21 protein-coding genes are annotated in these 17,287 nt (G+C 34.6%); 7 read left to right on the forward strand and 14 right to left on the reverse strand.

What is annotated here, in order from left to right:
• Position 1: 1 nt before the first annotated feature.
• The gene (proB, locus tag WJN01_RS14895; protein ID WP_445197954.1) at positions 2–778 is read left to right on the forward strand and encodes a glutamate 5-kinase; all 777 of its coding nucleotides are present in this window, start codon (positions 2–4) and stop codon (positions 776–778) included.
• A 12-nt stretch (positions 779–790) separates the two neighbouring features.
• Entirely contained in the window at positions 791–1,990 is a 1,200-nt protein-coding gene (locus WJN01_RS14900) for a glutamate-5-semialdehyde dehydrogenase (RefSeq protein WP_445197955.1), read from the forward strand.
• Positions 1,991–2,045: 55 nt separating this feature from the next.
• On the opposite strand, the gene WJN01_RS14905 is transcribed toward WJN01_RS14900, so the two are convergent.
• The 10 genes from WJN01_RS14905 to WJN01_RS14950 form a co-directional block, all read right to left on the reverse strand.
• Positions 2,046–2,459: a hypothetical protein gene (locus WJN01_RS14905; protein WP_445197956.1), complete on the reverse strand. Its 414-nt coding sequence runs from the start codon at positions 2,457–2,459 to the stop codon at positions 2,046–2,048.
• 4 nt (positions 2,460–2,463) lie between these two features.
• On the reverse strand, positions 2,464–2,967 hold the full coding sequence (locus WJN01_RS14910) for a hypothetical protein (RefSeq protein ID WP_445197957.1): 504 nt from the start codon (positions 2,965–2,967) through the stop codon (positions 2,464–2,466).
• Positions 2,968–3,011: 44 nt separating this feature from the next.
• A complete protein-coding gene (locus WJN01_RS14915) occupies positions 3,012–3,551 on the reverse strand; it encodes a hypothetical protein (protein WP_445197958.1) in 540 nt (179 codons plus the stop codon).
• A complete protein-coding gene (locus tag WJN01_RS14920) occupies positions 3,475–3,774 on the reverse strand; it encodes a hypothetical protein (protein ID WP_445197959.1) in 300 nt (99 codons plus the stop codon). Before WJN01_RS14920 ends, WJN01_RS14915 begins: the two co-directional genes overlap by 77 nt.
• A gap of 123 nt (positions 3,775–3,897) precedes the next feature.
• Positions 3,898–4,881, reverse strand: a complete 984-nt coding sequence (locus WJN01_RS14925) for an NAD-dependent epimerase/dehydratase family protein (RefSeq protein WP_445197960.1) — start codon at positions 4,879–4,881, stop codon at positions 3,898–3,900.
• A gap of 75 nt (positions 4,882–4,956) precedes the next feature.
• Complete coding sequence (locus tag WJN01_RS14930; protein WP_445197961.1) at positions 4,957–5,757, reverse strand: SDR family NAD(P)-dependent oxidoreductase; 801 nt, start codon at positions 5,755–5,757, stop codon at positions 4,957–4,959.
• Between the two features lie 5 nt (positions 5,758–5,762).
• Positions 5,763–6,752, reverse strand: a complete 990-nt coding sequence (locus WJN01_RS14935) for an NAD-dependent epimerase/dehydratase family protein (RefSeq protein WP_445197962.1) — start codon at positions 6,750–6,752, stop codon at positions 5,763–5,765.
• On the reverse strand, positions 6,739–7,428 hold the full coding sequence (locus tag WJN01_RS14940) for a CPBP family intramembrane glutamic endopeptidase (RefSeq protein WP_445197963.1): 690 nt from the start codon (positions 7,426–7,428) through the stop codon (positions 6,739–6,741). The genes WJN01_RS14935 and WJN01_RS14940 overlap by 14 nt, the downstream gene beginning before the upstream one ends.
• 2 nt (positions 7,429–7,430) lie before the next feature.
• A complete protein-coding gene (locus WJN01_RS14945) occupies positions 7,431–8,117 on the reverse strand; it encodes a DUF6134 family protein (RefSeq protein ID WP_445197964.1) in 687 nt (228 codons plus the stop codon).
• A 637-nt stretch (positions 8,118–8,754) separates the two neighbouring features.
• Positions 8,755–9,921: an AraC family transcriptional regulator gene (locus WJN01_RS14950; RefSeq protein ID WP_445197965.1), complete on the reverse strand. Its 1,167-nt coding sequence runs from the start codon at positions 9,919–9,921 to the stop codon at positions 8,755–8,757.
• A gap of 447 nt (positions 9,922–10,368) precedes the next feature.
• Here WJN01_RS14950 and WJN01_RS14955 point away from each other — a divergent pair, with 447 nt between their 5' ends.
• From WJN01_RS14955 to rpe, 4 genes are all read left to right on the forward strand, one after another.
• Entirely contained in the window at positions 10,369–11,367 is a 999-nt protein-coding gene (locus tag WJN01_RS14955) for a hypothetical protein (RefSeq protein ID WP_445197966.1), read from the forward strand.
• 77 nt (positions 11,368–11,444) lie between these two features.
• Positions 11,445–11,819, forward strand: a complete 375-nt coding sequence (locus tag WJN01_RS14960) for a hypothetical protein (protein WP_445197967.1) — start codon at positions 11,445–11,447, stop codon at positions 11,817–11,819.
• Positions 11,820–11,981: 162 nt separating this feature from the next.
• Entirely contained in the window at positions 11,982–12,845 is an 864-nt protein-coding gene (locus WJN01_RS14965; protein ID WP_027137161.1) for a sigma-70 family RNA polymerase sigma factor, read from the forward strand.
• Between the two features lie 172 nt (positions 12,846–13,017).
• Positions 13,018–13,680 carry a ribulose-phosphate 3-epimerase gene (gene rpe / locus WJN01_RS14970; RefSeq protein ID WP_445197968.1) on the forward strand — a complete coding sequence of 221 codons (663 nt, stop codon included), beginning with the start codon at positions 13,018–13,020 and terminating at the stop codon, positions 13,678–13,680.
• Here rpe and WJN01_RS14975 read toward each other — a convergent pair.
• From WJN01_RS14975 to WJN01_RS14990, 4 genes are all read right to left on the reverse strand, one after another.
• On the reverse strand, positions 13,677–14,096 hold the full coding sequence (locus tag WJN01_RS14975) for a CBS domain-containing protein (protein ID WP_445197969.1): 420 nt from the start codon (positions 14,094–14,096) through the stop codon (positions 13,677–13,679). The two genes, rpe and WJN01_RS14975, sit on opposite strands and share 4 nt — an antisense overlap.
• 16 nt (positions 14,097–14,112) lie before the next feature.
• Complete coding sequence (locus WJN01_RS14980; RefSeq protein WP_445197970.1) at positions 14,113–14,532, reverse strand: CBS domain-containing protein; 420 nt, start codon at positions 14,530–14,532, stop codon at positions 14,113–14,115.
• Positions 14,533–14,708: 176 nt separating this feature from the next.
• Positions 14,709–15,596: a carboxylesterase family protein gene (locus WJN01_RS14985; RefSeq protein ID WP_445197971.1), complete on the reverse strand. Its 888-nt coding sequence runs from the start codon at positions 15,594–15,596 to the stop codon at positions 14,709–14,711.
• Positions 15,597–15,725: 129 nt separating this feature from the next.
• The gene (locus tag WJN01_RS14990; RefSeq protein WP_445197972.1) at positions 15,726–16,598 is read right to left on the reverse strand and encodes a zinc-dependent peptidase; all 873 of its coding nucleotides are present in this window, start codon (positions 16,596–16,598) and stop codon (positions 15,726–15,728) included.
• Positions 16,599–16,783: 185 nt separating this feature from the next.
• On the opposite strand from WJN01_RS14990, the gene WJN01_RS14995 reads away from it, so the two are divergent.
• Positions 16,784–17,215: a DUF4288 domain-containing protein gene (locus WJN01_RS14995; protein ID WP_445197973.1), complete on the forward strand. Its 432-nt coding sequence runs from the start codon at positions 16,784–16,786 to the stop codon at positions 17,213–17,215.
• The last annotated feature ends 72 nt before the right edge of the window (positions 17,216–17,287 follow it).

Below are 17,287 nucleotides of genomic sequence, written 5' to 3' on the forward strand. Positions count from 1 at the left end.
AATGGCACAAGATATTGAAAGAGTAGTTGTAAAAGTAGGCACCAATGTACTGACCAACAAAGACAACCGGATTTTAGGTCCCGTATTAAGGGAATTGGTCAGACAAATTTCTGTGCTTTATGAACGAGACATCATGGTGGTTTTGGTATCATCGGGTTCTGCCATAGCCGGAAGGGAAATTTTGGGGCAAACCAGCATTACCGACAAATCTATACGACGCCAGGTTTATTCATCGGTAGGGCAACCCAGGTTGATGCGTTATTACTATAATATATTTCACGATTATGGTATGCAATGCGCACAGGTTTTGGCTACCAAAAGAGATTTCGACCCCGGCAAGCACCGCGAAAACATGATCAATTGTTACGAAGGTTTATTGTCTGAAGGGGTAATCCCCATTGCCAATGAAGATGATGCCGTTTCGTTGACCATGTCCATGTTTTCAGATAATGACGAGTTGGCCAGTTTGGTTGCGGAGTTAATAGATGCCGATAGGTTAATCATACTATCCGATACCGACGGCCTTTATACCGGACATCCCGATGATGAAGGTTCCAAAAAACTAAATGAAGTTAAAGTAAACCAAAACGTTGAAAAATATGTAAAAGCCTCGAATAAAAAGGAAGGCGAAGGACGAGGCGGCATGGCTTCAAAAATTAAAATCGCAAAGGGTACAGCCAAAAAAAATATCCCGACATATATTGCCAATGGAAAGCGTGAAAATGTTATTGTTGATATTCTTGACAACAAAGAAATTGGCACAAAATTTATTCACTAAAAAAACAAAGAAATGAAACTTTTAAGTTCAGAGATAAAAAATAAAGTTCTTGAATCTATGGTGAAAATTATAGATCGCGAACGGCACAACATCATTAAAGCCAACAAAAAAGACCTCGATGCCTTTAACCGCGAAGACCAAGCCCTTTTCGATCGGTTGGTTGTAAACGAAGCCAAAGTTGATGGCATGATAAAAGCCATTGAAGAAGTCAGAGTACAGAACGACCCTGTTGGAAACGTTATTTCCGATTTAACTTTGGATAGTGGTTTGAAGATTACGAACAAAACGGCACCATTCGGCACAATTTTGATTATTTATGAATCGAGACCAGATGTCACCATTGAAGCTGCGGTTTTAGCCTTTAAAGCCAACAACAAAATATTGCTGAAAGGCGGCAAAGAAGCCATAAACAGCAATTTAATCTTGGAGCAGTGTTGGCATGAGGCTTTGGTGGAAAATGGCCTTTCAAAAGACTGGATAAAACTTTTGCATTTAAAACGCGAAGAAACCCAAGAATTTCTAAGAAACCCGTCAGAACCCTTAGATTTAATTGTACCTCGAGGCGGCGAGCGCTTAATTAAATTCGTTAAAGACCATGCAAGCTGCGCCGTACTAATAAGTGGGCGTGGAAACAACTTTTTATACGTAGCGCAGGATGCTAATTGGGAGAAAACCTTGAAAGTTATTTTAAATGCTAAAACCGATAAAATTTCCGGTTGTAATGCTTTGGATAAAGTATTGATCAATAAAAACATACCGAATTACGAAGCCAAGCTGAAAGAACTGCAACATGTTTTAAGAAGGGCCAACGTCAACATTCTTGTGGACGAAAACATTGGAAATATTCTTTCAAGTGAAAATAAAATCCAAGAAGAAGACACATGGTACGAGGAGTTTTTGGCATTAAAAATAGTACTTGCAGAAGTAAGTTCACTCGATGAAGCTGTTGAAAAAATCAACACCTATTCTGGTGGGCACTCCGCTGCCATATTAACAGAAGACAAAAACAAGGCTGCACAATTTATGGAACAAGTTGATAGTGCCGCCGTTTACCACAATGCCTCTACCCGATTTACCGATGGCGGACAAATGGGTGTTGGAGCCGAATTGGCCATTAGCACAGATAAATTGCATCACCGTGGACCACTGGGTTTAAAACAATTGGTAACCAATAAATATTATGTATTTGGTGATGGGCATGTTAGAGTATAATTAAAAACAACAGGTAGATTAAATTTTAGTTTTCAAACTTAGTCTCAATAACCTACTAAGGGTTTATTTGTAAGGTATATTCTCTTGATGTTCTTGCAGAATCGCATAAACCTACCCCATTAATTGGGTCAACATCCAGAAAAATTTTTAACTCAAATATTCCTGTCTGTTTCGGAATGCCTTCAAAAACTATTTTTTCAGCATCTAGATAAACCTCTATTCCTTCTGGTAATTGCCCTTCAAGTTCAAAATACCAATTATACCCTTGAGCATCTGGATTTTGAGGCACATATGGCACAAGAGTATCGTAATAGTTCTTTTCGAAATATCCGGGCATTAATTGTTTTGTTGGAAGCTCTGGAGGTTTTAAACCCGTTAAACAGTTAAGGGCTCCTTCACAATTGAGTAAACTAAAGTTTACCGCAAAAATAAGCACGAAAATCAAACCTCTTAAATATGCTCTTTTCATAATTTTAATTATTAAAAGCCTCTTGAAAAGCATTCCAATTTTGACTATTGCCATTAATAATAAAAGTCTTTGATTTCTTGGTTAAAGCTGTTACACCTCCAATTGCAGCTCCAGACATAGATCCTAAAATTGCTCCAATTCCGGCATTGTCTCCCCTTGTGTAACGTATCCAAGTTCCAGGTGGGTCGGGCTCAAATAAAGTAGCCCCGGCAATTGCCCCAACAGTACCTCCAATTAAAATACCCATACCAACATTGTGTCCGCCAGATCGTTTGGTTTTTATATAACCTATGTCTTTAAAGTTAACACTCTTTTTGACCCCTGCCAATGTCAAACGTAGAATAGAGTCATTTAGAGAAACTATCTTTCCCTTGCTAATTTTTTTACCTTCGAGATTGTATACTCGAATAAAAACACTTTTTGATTCAACTTGCCCATATAAACAATTACTTAAAAGCAGTGAAATGGCCAAGAGAAAACTTGCTGTAATTAATCTTAAAGTTTTCATTTCCTTTAAAATTTTTATTGTTTAACAAAACCATATTTCAATTTTTACAATTGATAAGTCAACCCCAGTTTTGAAGAGCGAATTTGATTTTGTCCAGATTCGTAAATTAAACTGATGGTATATTTTTTTAACCTCAACCCCAATGTTATACCACTGTAGGTGGCATCGCCACTAAACATGTCGGTTTCTTTAAGTCCAATCAAACCTCCAACATAAAGACCAACAGTAAAAGCATCTTGATTTGATGATTTAAAGGCATATTCTGAATACAAGTGATAGGTAAACATCGATTTTTGATTTACCACAATTAAATTTGGATCATCAACCTTGATGAGCTCTTCCAACTTTTTTTGATAGTCGCCAAATTCATTATGATAAGCAAATTCCACCCCTAAAAACCTATAATCAACTTTAGGTCTTGTATACGTGTAATTGATACCCGTTTTTAAATGGATATTATAAAAATTTGCCTTTTCACCTTTGCTCACGATACTTTCATAAGCTTCTTTAAATATATGTACCCATCGAGGCTCCCAAACCGTAATAGTAATTATAAAATTCTCCGGTGGTATTGCGGTGCACATTTAATGAACCTATAGTTTTGGTATCATCAAAATCCCCCGACTCCTGCATATGCTTACCAAAACTTAAATCTCCTGAAACATAGGTTTCTGTTGTTTTTTTATCTACATAATGTTGCTTTTCGGTATAAGACTTTAAAGACCCGTATAATGCCGTGGTGTAAACCCTATGTGATCCACATGAAGTGAGCAACAATAAAATCAATAGTTGAAGTAAAGTTTTCATGATTCATACAGTTTGCTTCGTTAATGATTCAAAACTACCATAAGCTTTTGGTACCGATATCCCATTTGGTGTTTTATGGATAATTTAGGACAAATCTAAAATGAATGATTAATGAGAAAACGATTAAGACCTATGTTTTGAAAACCAATGCACGGCATCAAGTATTCCATTTTCAATGGGGCTGAAATGCACACCCAATTCATTTTTAGCTTTATTGTTAGAATAAAAACCATTTACACACAGTAGCCTAATATTCGCCGTAGATAATTGAATCGGGATTTTTAAATACCTCAAAAAATCTCCAAAGTATCCCAATGAAATCATAATGAGTTTTGGAATTTTAATTATTATCATATTGTTTTTAGATAGTTTTCTTAATCGCTTAAAGAACTGTTCAAAACTTAAATTTTCATTAGCTAATAAATATGACTCACCACTATTACCATGAATCATTGCATTAATGGCACCTCTTGAAACATCTTGAACACATACGAAGTTTTTTCCACCTGGAGGGCAAAAAACCAACCTGTTTCTTATGCCCATAAGCACTATTTTTCCAGAGCTGGGCTTCGAGTCATAAGCTCCAATCATAAATGATGGATTAACGGTTACTACTTCTATTTCATTTTTTATGGTTTGAAGAAAATCATAAGCTTCTTTCTTACTTTTTACATAAAACTGCTTTTTAAATGGCTGCTTAATATCAATTGACTCATTTCCCAAATCTTTTAGGGTTCCATATCCAAATTGAGCGGCAGTGCTTACATAAACAATTCTTTTAACCTTATTTTTGATGGAGGCTAACACCAGGTTTTCAACACCTTCAACATTAACCTTGTAGTAATCCTTGTAATCTAGAATATGCTGTCGGGTAATAGCAGCTGTGTGAATAACGCAATCAATATCTCTCACAGCTTCATTCAAATGGTTAACTTTTGTAATATCCCCTTCAAATAGTTCGAGGTTTTGATGAGTTGGTCCAACAAAATTATCTCTATTCCTTAGAAATCCCCTAACCATAAAGCCTTGATTCAATAGCTCTATTATGGTATTCGTTCCAAGTAAACCATTAGCTCCAGTAACAAGTATTTTTGAATATTTTCTCATAATTGATATTTTAAGTCAAATTGATTCTACAGAATCTCGATAATTGTAGATTTTAAAAGTTCATTACGTTTTAATTCATGTTTGTAATTTTCCAGCAGGAAATTTATTAATCTCCCTATTGGTCAATGCATCTTTTATAAATTCAGGTAATAGTTTGTCCAATAGCATTAAACATTTATTTATAAAACCTGGCACAATTAATTTTCTCCTTTTCAACATGGCATTAATAGCTATTCTTGAAGCCTCTTTCGGATTTAGTACCGTATTTCTTGGTATCCAACCTAGAATTCGGTTTTGATAGCATAACCTTGTTGTTGTGTTCAAACCACCTGGACAAATGGTTGTTACGGAAATATTGTCCTTTTTCAATTCTTTACCCAAACTTTTGGAAAATGATGTTAAGTATGCCTTTGTAGCTCCATAAACCTGCTTTTTGGGCAACGCAAAAAAACTGGCCATACTACTTATGTTCAAAATTGCGGCAGGTGCAGCGGCCTTCATATTTTTCAGCAAAAGCTTAATCAACAGTGTTGGTGTTGTTACATTTACCGCTATTTGCTTGAGAATAAATTCTTCGTTCAATCCTTCAAACAGGCCTCTACTCAAAACGCCAGCATTGTTTACTAAATATTTAATTTGAAGTTTGTGTTTGTCGACATATTCTGCAATGTCATAACAACTTTTGGTTGTACTTAAATCAAGTTCTAAATAACGGACATCTACATCCATATATTCTTTTATAAAACTTGACAACTGTGGCAGGCCTGAATGAGGCAGGGCAACAAGCATTAAATTCATTTTCCGTTCTGCAAACTCTAAAGCCATGGCTTTTCCAAAACCTTGGCTGGCACCTGTTATTAATGTATATGTTTTCATGATGGTTATTTTGATAAAAAATTAATGGTTCTTTCTAACCCCAAATCAAACGGGGTTATTCTATACTCCAATTGGGAAATTGCTTTATTGCAAGAAGCTCCCCGGTTTGTGAATAGTGAGTCCAATACCTTGGGGGTTACCGATGCGTCAAATTCAAATACTCCATTGAGTTTATAAAATAACATGAGCGCACCTTTTACCATGTTATAGTTAACTTTTAAAATTTTAATCTTACTTTCTGTAAGCGATTTTATTTTTTTAAAGAGTTGGTTGTAACTGGCATTTTCCCCTCCAATAATATATTTTTCACCGCTTTTTCCCTTATCTAAAGCCAAAAGGTGGGCATTAACCACATCATCGATGTACACATAATTGGCAACAATATCAAGTTTTGAAGGAACGATTAAAAAATCATTTTTTCTAATCATATTCACAAGCTTGTTAACACCGTTGGAATAGGTTTTCAACCCAGGTCCGTAAACCCTAGAAAGGTTGAGAATAACACTCGGCAAACCTTTCCTCTCATAGTCCAAAACCAATTCTTCGGCCATACTTTTAGTCAGTTCGTAATCATTCGCATAAGATTCCAACCTAGGCTGAGATTCTGTAATAGGTATATCTTTATATGAAGGCCCGAAAACGGAAAGTGTACTGGAGTAAATCACTTTTTTAACGTTCGTTTGTTGGGCAGCCTTCAATACATTTTCTGTTCCCCGAACATTGGTGTTATAAAAACTATCTACATTGTTGCATTTTAAATTGGTGTACGCAGCCGTATGAAAAGCATATGTACACCCATCTATGGCAGACTCAATAGAATGAAAATCGCACACATCTCCCTTGACGGGTAAGATGTTGTTGTGGCGCGGAATTTTTTCAGAGTCTATATCCCTTACCAGCGCAACAACTTCATAGTCTTCATCGGCCAGTTTTTTAGCTAATTGATGGCCAACATAGCCTGTAGCTCCTGTTACAAATACTTTAGACTTTTTCATTTTTGATGGTTTTATGTTTAAACGTTACGTAGTAGAACATTGAAATCTCATAGGTTGCAGATAGTGACAGATGAATTAGAAAGGCATACCAAACGCTACCTGTTAAATATGTAAATAAGCAAAGGATGATTCCGAAAGGAATAGCCCCTATTATTTCTTTTTTTGAATCGAAAATATGGATGAGCACGTACAAAACCGTACTGTAAAATATAGCTACGGGAAGACTAAAAATATCAAGAAACATAAATAGCATCACACCCCTAAAGAAGTACTCATAGCAAAACAAAAATGCAAACCTTATGGAAAAGTAAACCCATGCATTTGAAAAATTGTAATGATTAATTTCCGTTTCCCTTAAGCCTTGTTGCCTTTTAAAACTTGATTGCGACGCAAAAACCGATAGAAACACTATGATAAAAAATGGAATCAGGGTATGCAGTTTTGCTATTTCCAATGATTTTACAAGATAGTTCAGTTCCGGTGTTTGGATGTATGAAAGAACACCAAAAAGAACAATGCCCAACAGGTGTTTCAAATTCAATAATCGCAAACCATTGGCCGACATCAGTGCGGTTTGCAAATTATTTATTCCTAGCTTTTTGTATACAAAGCTAACAAAGAAATATGTGGCAAAACAAACACCAATGAACGTCCAAATATTTGATAAATTACTCATGGCTATGCAGGAATTAATACGACGTTAAAAAACTTACTGACAGCTTCAACTTTAACACAGGTTCCATTGTTGTAATGAAAAATATTGTGCTTTCCATCTTCAAAATCTACCCGGTACTCTCCATTTCCCAATGGTCTTATGGGCACCATTTTTTTAAGGTTATCACAAAAAACGGCAGTAACACCAATGGGCTCGCTGAAGTAAAGCGTGATTAGGTTTCTATTGATGGAACCAATCTTTGATGGAATATTTTCCCCGCCCAACAAAAGATTGTATTGTCCATTTTTAAGTACAATTTTATGATTGACCTTTGTTTTATTGTTTAGCGTTCTATGAACCGAGGAATATACCAGCACTCCATTTTTGAATACCGACTTTTCCTTGCCCGTAACACAAAATTTGAAGAGAAATTTGGCGCTTATCCGACTTTTTAAATTATAAACTGTTGAATCTGTAAAAGCATTTTTGTTTATTTCTATGGTTCCTATAACCTTGTCATTTTTAACCACATTATAGGTCAGTGCTTTATTGATACTTTTATCGGTAAATGATAATGACGCCAAAATGGCCAATAAAAAGAAAACAGACTTTAGCTTGAGAGCTATTTTTTTAAAATTCAATAGTGAATTAATGAATATATCCATTTTTCTAAACTTCTTGAAGAGGTATAAAATAAGTGCTGGTATCATGACTAGTTTTTTTAAGTTTATTTTAACCACCTTATCCATTGCTATGAAAAATGGATTTATTTACCATCTAAGTTTTAAAAAGTAGCAGCAACATCATGATTTTTGTGATGGGTTTTATACCGCTGTTAAGTACCTTCTTAATACTTTTTACTTTCTTAAACATTAATCTAAAGTGCTTTCCAAGTATTTTCATTTATAAATTTTTTAATTTCAGTTTTATAAGAACAAGCCTTAACCTGAGCTTTAACTAAATTTAATTTTATAAAAATCCTTGTACAATGATCCTCATCAGGGTTCGCAAAAATTTTGATGATACTTTTATCACTTCTTTTTACAAAAAAACCTACTAATTACACTTAAACATCCCTTCCTGTTTTCCAATTGGTTCTTCTTTTTAAACATGTTCAATTAAAAGAAAACAGATTTTAGCTTCAATGCTATTTTTTTAAGACTGACTAACGACTTGTTAGAATTATCAGCCTTTTTCAATTTCTTGAAGAGATAAAAAATAAGTGCTGGTATCATTGCTAATAGTTTTAGATTATTTTTACTATCGCAAAGTTATTGGCAGACAATAAGATTAATATCCGAGAAGGTCTAGGATAGATAAATTAGGATGTCCAACGATAATCTCGGACTATTCCCTTTCCCTAAAAGTGGTAGGTGTTTCTCCGGTGAATTTCTTAAAAGCGGAGTAAAATGTTGACTTTGAATTGAATCCGCATTCCAAGCCTATAGCAACAATCGTGTATTCACTAAACTCGTGGTTGGATAAAAACTTTTTGGCTTGTTCTACACGCAAAAAGTTTATAAAATCGGAGAAGTTAAATTGGCTATACGAATTAATCAATTTAGACAAATGGCTTTTGCTAATACCCAATTCATCGGTAACCGTTTCCATGCTCAGCAGTGGATTCAGGTATAGTTTACTTTTTATAATATGGCTTTTTACCGCATCAAATTCCTTTTGGTGCCTTTCATTAATAAATTCATCCTTTTGAGTAACAAACTGATTTTCTGCGTTTGAAGAAATTAAAACTTCATTGTTTGCAATTGTACTTCGTAAAAAAATACGGTCCTGCACCACAGTATATTTATAAAACCCTTGATAACCTATCCAGTATAAAAGTATAGAAGTACCCAAGCGTAAAGGGTAATAAGCCGTTTTATCTTCAAACTCACCTTTTAATATAATAGCCACTATCCAAAGTAAAATCAACACCACGCCCCATTTAAAAAACAGTTTTATCCATTTTAGGTCATCGAAGGCCAATATATAATCGAGCATTTCGTGCTTCCTAAAAACAAGGATACTGGTATTAGCGAATAAGAAAATAGCATATACAGCATTGAAAATTTCCTCATATTTCGTGTATGTTTTTATTAAGCCGTCATCTGTATTTGTTGGGTCGTGATACATAATAGATATAACAACTAACCTTAATACAATTTCCAAAATAAAAATAATCATTGAAGGCTTGATAAAGTCATTAACGCGTTTTTCAATCCTTAAAAAATTGGCGGTAAACGCATAAAACATGGGGAAAATCAATAAATACCATGGCACTTCCAGGTGTTTGATAACATATAAGCTACAGATAATTTCTTTATCTATTAGCCATGCCTGTAAGTTATTAAGGGAGATAAACAGTACGGTTAAATTGAGAAATATGATAACCTTATCAAATTTCTTCTTTACAAAGATGGTTACGAGATTAAAACCAAAGCCTTGTATAACACCGGCAATCAATAAAAAGTTGACGACCGTTTTAACAGAGTCAATGACTTCATTTTCTAAACTCATTCAATTGGTTGGTTAGTTACCCACTAATTTAGAAAAAAAGAGCGAGTTTCATACAATGAATAGAGGTATTGGCCAATATTTCAGGTAAATAGGAAGTTTTTTTAACCAGAAGCCGTTAAATGAAGAATAAAGTGTTTAGATTCCAACAAAGGTGTTTCCATATTATGCCTAGCATAATCCTACTTTAGGCACTCGTAATTCTTGTTGGTTTCTTTGCATAAATAATGCTTTGTAACTTTTTTTAACAACCACGTAGCTGATATATTTATCCATAAATTTGGATAGAAACGAATTTTGGTATGTTGCTGTAGTTTTCATAACTATTTCATTACTACACAAAAATAATAGCAATATTTCGCAAACGCCTTAGATAATCATCCAAAAATTCCACATTTTTTTCTTAAATTTCACAAAATCTACGAGAACCTACTTCCAATTTCTCAAAAAATGCAAGAGCAATTCATAAAGTATCTTAAAGAAAAGGCAAACAACAACACTTCCTTTGTTGAGGAAATAGCCGGTATACTAGACGTTGGCTACGATGCGGCATACAGAAGAATAAACCTAAAAACCAATATTTCTCTTGAAGAAGGCGTAAAACTGGCCAAGCACTATAAAATTTCGCTCAACAAGTTATTTGAGGTTGGGAGTTCGAACATGATTGTTACCGAAATATCGCCCCCAATAAATGATGTGCAAGGCTTGGAAACTTGGATTGAACAATCTATCCAGAACATTAGTGCCTTGAAAAGAATTAAAAATGCACAGTTCATCTACTCCAGCAAGGACATTCCTTTATTTCACACACTAACAGATTCTCTTTTAACGCGTTACAAAATGTACGTTTGGTTAAAAGACCTTAATACCGAAATGGCCAAAACCAAAATATCCTTTGACGATTGGGTACAAACCATTCCAAAATCGTTATTGGATAGCGCTTTTGAATTGGGTGAAATTTATAAACACACCAATATAACAGAGCTTTGGAGCGACAATACGGTAAATGGCTCCATCCAACAAGTACTTTATTATTTTGAAGCGGGATTGGTTTCCAAAGAATTGGCTCTTCAAATTTGTGATGATATCCATGAAGTAATCGATCATGTTGAAAAACAAACTATTGACCAAAGTATTGGTGGCCAAAACAACTCCAACTCATTCATGTTATATAAATGTGATTTGCACATGCTTACAAACACCATAATGGTCATTACTCCTTTTGGCAAAATGTTTTTTTCGCCGTTTACAGTACTAAGCTATTTTAAAATAGAGCATCAAGAAACCTGCGAAATGATGTTTGAATTTTTGCAAAAACAAATGTCCAACTCAAAACTTTTGGCAACAGCTGGTGAAAGGGATAGAACCCTTTTCTTTAAAAAGGTTCATCAAAAGATATCCATTGCAAAAGAACGCATCAATATGGACGATAAAATGACGTTTTTATAAACCCATTCAGAGTTAATGTAACGTTAAACCTCCTTAAAAAATTTGAAATTACACTGATTTTCATTACTTTAGAGGTTATGATTCAAGAAGACAAAGAAAAATATTTAGACGTTTTAGAAGACTCCATAACTTATTTGGAAAATCACGGTTTCGAAAATATCAAAGCCGATACGGAAGGTTACGAAACTCCAAAATCATACACCAAGGCAGGTAGCAACATCTCCATTACCCCTGATTTGGTAGCTATTAAAGAAGGCAGAAAATATTACTTTGACATCAGTCTAAAATCAGAAAGGCCAAAACTTTTAAAATCCAAATGGCTTTTTCTAAACACATTAAGCAATTTAAAATCGCATCGCTTTAAGCTAATCACCAAAAGAGGGCACTACAAATTTACCCAAGACATGTTGGAAGCCATCAATTTAAGTGATAAAAACCCGATTAAGATTTAAGTATTTGCTGAAGAATTTAAATTTGTAACCTCACGGAATTTTTGGGTCTTATGAACAGAAAGTTAAAAAATTTTAAACTTTTTGTAACATTTACTTGTTATATTACGTATAACCCTTAAATGCCCTTTATATTCACGTTTTAAATTAACAGGAGAACATTAGATGAGACAACTTAAAATTACGAAGCAGGTTACAAACAGAGAAACCGCTTCGTTAGATAAATACCTGCAAGAAATTGGAAAGGTTGACCTTATTACGGCCGATGAGGAAGTAGAATTGGCACAACGAATTAAAGCTGGCGATCAAGTAGCTTTAGAAAAATTAACCAAAGCCAATTTACGTTTCGTTGTATCGGTTGCAAAACAATACCAAAATCAAGGTTTAACTTTACCCGATCTAATTAATGAAGGTAATTTAGGTCTGATTAAAGCAGCACAACGCTTTGATGAAACCCGTGGTTTTAAATTCATTTCTTATGCTGTTTGGTGGATTCGTCAATCGATTCTTCAAGCTTTGGCTGAACAATCTCGTATTGTGCGTTTGCCATTGAACAAAATTGGTTCCATTAACAAAATCAACAAAACGTTTGCGTTCTTGGAGCAAAGCCATGAGCGTCCGCCTTCTGCTGAAGAAATAGCGAAAGAGTTGGACATGACCATTAACGACGTTAAAGAATCCATGAAGAATTCTGGTCGTCACGTTAGTATGGACGCGCCATTGGTTGAAGGTGAAGATTCTAACTTATACGATGTATTGAACAGTGGTGAATCACCAAACCCAGATAAAGAATTATTGCATGAATCGTTACGCACAGAAATTGAGCGTGCTTTAGAAACTTTAACACCTCGTGAGGCAGACGTTATCCGTTTGTACTTTGGTTTAGGAAATCAACACCCAATGACTTTGGAAGAAATTGGTGAGACGTTCGATTTAACCCGTGAGCGTGTACGTCAAATTAAAGAAAAAGCTATTCGTAGATTAAAACATACGTCTAGAAGTAAAATATTAAAAACATATTTAGGTTAGTTTCGCCCTAGCGTAACGACTAAATTACAGTAACAAACAGTTACACATAACTGTTCGTTTTTTGATTGATGAAAGAACCCCCGGCTGATTACCGGGGGTTTGTTTTTACCCTTGTTAAAATATCTTTCAAAAGGAAATCGCTTTTACTATCTTTGTCCAAACAAAAACAAATATGTCTTCAAAACTTATTGCTCCTTCCCTTTTGGCTGCAGATTTTGCAAACCTTCAACGCGATATAGAAATGGTTAACCAAAGTAATGCCGATTGGTTTCATATCGACATTATGGATGGTGTTTTTGTTCCAAATATTTCTTTTGGTATGCCCGTTTTAAAAGCTATAACAAAGTATACCAAGAAACCCGTTGATGTACATTTAATGATTGTTGACCCAGATAGATATATTAAAACTTTTGCAGATTTGGGAAGCCATCATTTAACGGTACACTACGAAGCCTGTACCCATTTGCACAGAACGCTTCAAGCCATAAAAGCAGAGGGCATGAAAGCAGGTGTAGCCCTAAATCCACATACAAACATTAATGTTTTGGAAGACACCATCAACGATATTGATTTGGTCATTTTAATGAGTGTTAATCCTGGTTTTGGCGGACAAAGTTTTATTGAAAACACCTATAAAAAAATAAAAGAGCTAAAGGAATTAATTACCCGAAAAGGCGCATCTACATTAATTGAAATTGATGGCGGGGTTACTACCAAAAACGCCAAGCAACTAACAGATGCCGGAGCCGATGTTTTGGTGGCCGGAAGTTTTGTGTTTAAGAGCAGTAATCAAATTGAGACCATAAAGGAACTAAAAGCCGCTGCCAATTCTTAATACTGTTTTAAATAGTAATTCAATAAATCCCTAGTTGTTACAATGCCTACCAAATCGCCGTCATCAACAACAGGCAACGCATGAAATTCACGTCCTGCTAAAATTTCGGTTACTTCTTTTATTGTAGTCTCACTTGCAACGGTAACAACATCCTTCACCATAACTTGTTCAATCGTGAACATATTATAAACCACAGAATCAACGGAATTACTGGCTTCTGAATCTACTTCGGCATAACTAATCCGCATTAAATCCGTAAAACTCAACATACCTATAATCGTTTGTTCAGCAACCACAGGAATATGTTTTATTTTATGTCTTTTAAAAAGGACTTCTGCTCTTTCTAAATCATCGGATCTGGTAAGTGCAATGATATTTTTGGTCATTATTTCTGAAACAGGCGCATCTTCTATCATAACATCAGCTTTAAAATTAAAATTGCTTTATCAAATATTTTATTAAATCGGTTGTGGTTACAATACCTACCAAAATGTTATTATCAACAACGGGTAAGGCATGAAACTCTTTAGTGGCCAATATTTCGGCTACTTCCTTTATGGAATGTGATGATGATACGGTAACAATGTTTCGCTTCATTACCTGCTCAATGGTAAACATATTGTATACCATAACATCGGCAGGTGAGTCAAAATCATCAGTAATATCTGCAAAACTCAAGCGCAACAAATCGGTGTAACTCAGCATACCAATTACAACATGATTGCTAACTACGGGTATATGTCTTATCCTGTGGTGCTTAAATAAATGCTCTGCTTTTTCTAAGGAATCTTTTTTGCCTAGCGTGATAACGTGCTCTGTCATTATCATCGAAACTGGTGCTTTTCGTATCATCACGTTGTATTTTAGTTTAGTATGACTAAAATTACTGATACAAAAATTTAAATTGTATGATAAAAATCATGCTCCATTAATTTAGGATTCCTAAGGTGACTGGAAAACAACAATTTATAATAAATAAAATAAAGAAAAATAGTTCAACACAGATTGAACCAAACCAAATAGCAACATCAAGGAGATTTAGTTTTTATAATTTTGGTTTGAATGATTTCATCATTTAATACGGTACGTTCAAAAAAATGGAACACTTTATTTAAATCCCTGAATGGTACTCCAGAAATTTCATGTCCAGCTTCTTTTACCACATTGAAATAATAAGAAGTCTCTAAATCTTCCAATTTCTTGGCAATAACCTCAGACCCATCCAACATTAAATACCCTGGATTTTCGGGTTTACAATAGTGGTGCGGAGCCGATGCAAAAGGTACTAATTGGTCTTTTGTACCATGGAACAACACACTGGTCACGGCATTGGTCTTTTTTATATAATCTGCATTTACAACGGCCCCAGCCAAAGAAAATAATCCTGCGAATTTTATATCTTTATACTTTTCAAGGCTGTCCACAAAATACTCGCGCATATAAACTGCATTTAGAGAGCCCTCTGCACCGGCACTGCTGCCTCCTGCTATGATATATTCAGTATCTATTTGAAGCTGGTTGGCATTTTTAACAATAAAAGCTGCTGCATCCAGAAAGTCTATAACCGCTTGTTTAAAAGTTTCCAATTTCTCTTGTTTTGAGCAGTTACAGCCAAATTTACTTTCAGTACCTTTTCTAAGTAATCTATATGAAATTGAAATCCCGATATAGTCATTTCTAGAAGCGTATTTACACAACTTCACATTACTTCTATCATTTCTTTTTCCTTCAAAAAAACCACCACCGTGCATCCATAAAAGTACCGGAAGCTTTTCAGATTTCTTTATTCTTCTTGGTGTATAAACATCTAATTTTAACGTATCCACACCTTTTACTGAATAAACAAAAGTTGTTTTTGTTTGGGAAGACAGGTTCCATATTACGCTTAAGGTAAATAAGAAAATAATGCGTTTCATTTAATCTATTTTAGCTTGATGCCAACAGAATGTACCTGTAAAAAAGGCGCACAATTTTAAATGTACGAATATTAAATTTATCTCGAAAAAAAGCGGTTTTCAAATCAGGTTGTCCACTATTGAATTTGGCTAATATCCACTAAAATTAAAATTCAGCATTTGTTTCAGTTTGGCATATACTTCAGGGAAAAGCCGACTGAACTCTATGGGTGCTTCAATAAAGGTTTCTACAATTACCGCCAATAGTTCAGAATCATTGGTCAAGGCATAGCTCCTAATAAAATTTGATACTACCAAATCATTTTTCAACTGCTCGTTTGAAGCCAGTTGCTCCCTCAATTCACTAAAGGTATCAACAAAAATGATTGAATTAATATCATTCTGTTTCATGCAATTGTAATGAATGGCATGGGTAAACTCGTGGATGCCTAAATTTACCTTATCGTCGTCAATTCTATAACCTTCCATAAAATTATCCCAAGATAGTACCAAGGTTTCATATCGGGCGTTATACTCCCCCTTGTGGTATATTTTGTTTGCTGTGGAATAATATTGGGTTGGGTAAACCAATATATTTTTAATGTATGGAATGGTATAATTTCTAAAACCAAAAGTAAGCATAATGGCCGTTGCAGAAATAAGCACTTTAACCTCTTCGGTGATTTCAAAACCGTCTTTCCCCTCAAAATGCTTACGAAGAATAAAAGTAGCCATGCGATGCCTAAAATACCTTTGGTGCTTGGCATCCAACCTATTGTAAAAGGCAAAATTATCTTTTAATATTTTTATTTGTTCTGCAGTTAATTTACGCCTAAAAGGATAAAAATGAATAAATATGGGGCGTTTTGTAAAACGGGCATAGAGCATTTCAAAGCCATCCAAAATAGAAGTGATAACCTTTTTGATGTAAAAAACAAAAAGAACCAACACGCCACATACCAAAATAACAAGAATGGTATTACCGATGTAGGAAGAAGCATTGGACGTTAATATTAGGGGCATTTATAAACTGTTTTGCTCGGAAAGTTAAAAAAACTACAAGTATAAACTACAGATAATTTAATTTCACTTGAAGTTTTATTCTACGGAAAGAAGAAACCTGTAAGAATATTATTTATATTTAACGGAATAAATATAATGTAGATAAACGTAATACGTTTAGCCAACTGTTGGCTACAATTTGAAAAATGAAAAACCAAGAGAAAATATCAAACGAAAACGGAGATTGGTACGTAGTTGAGATTGTCGAAAAATGCGAACCAGTTAACCGAAATGAAAAACAAGATTTGCGAAGAGTTACAACTTGGGGAAATCACCATCTTATAAAAGCAAGTTCACCTGAAAAGGCCTTTGACAAAGCTGTCAAAATGGGAAAAGAAGCTGAATACAAATTCATAAACTCTGACCAAATTGAAATGGAATGGATTTTTGTCGGAATTGGAGAACTTCTGCCAATTTATGAAGAAAATATTGAAGACGGAGCCGAAATAATGTGGAAAGATTACGGATTTATATCTGACAGGCGAACTAAAAGATTTGTATTTGACAAAGAAGAACTTTTAGCGGACATTAAGCCAAAACCAAAAATGAATAAAAACTGTAGCCAACAATGTGTATAGTTCCTTTAGACTTGCATAATAAAATATAGTAACTTTAGGATTGACCAAAGAGCAGGTAAACTATTATAGTTC

This window comes from Tamlana sedimenti, from assembly GCF_038148895.1.
In the GTDB taxonomy this organism is placed as follows: Bacteria; Bacteroidota; Bacteroidia; order Flavobacteriales; family Flavobacteriaceae; genus Tamlana.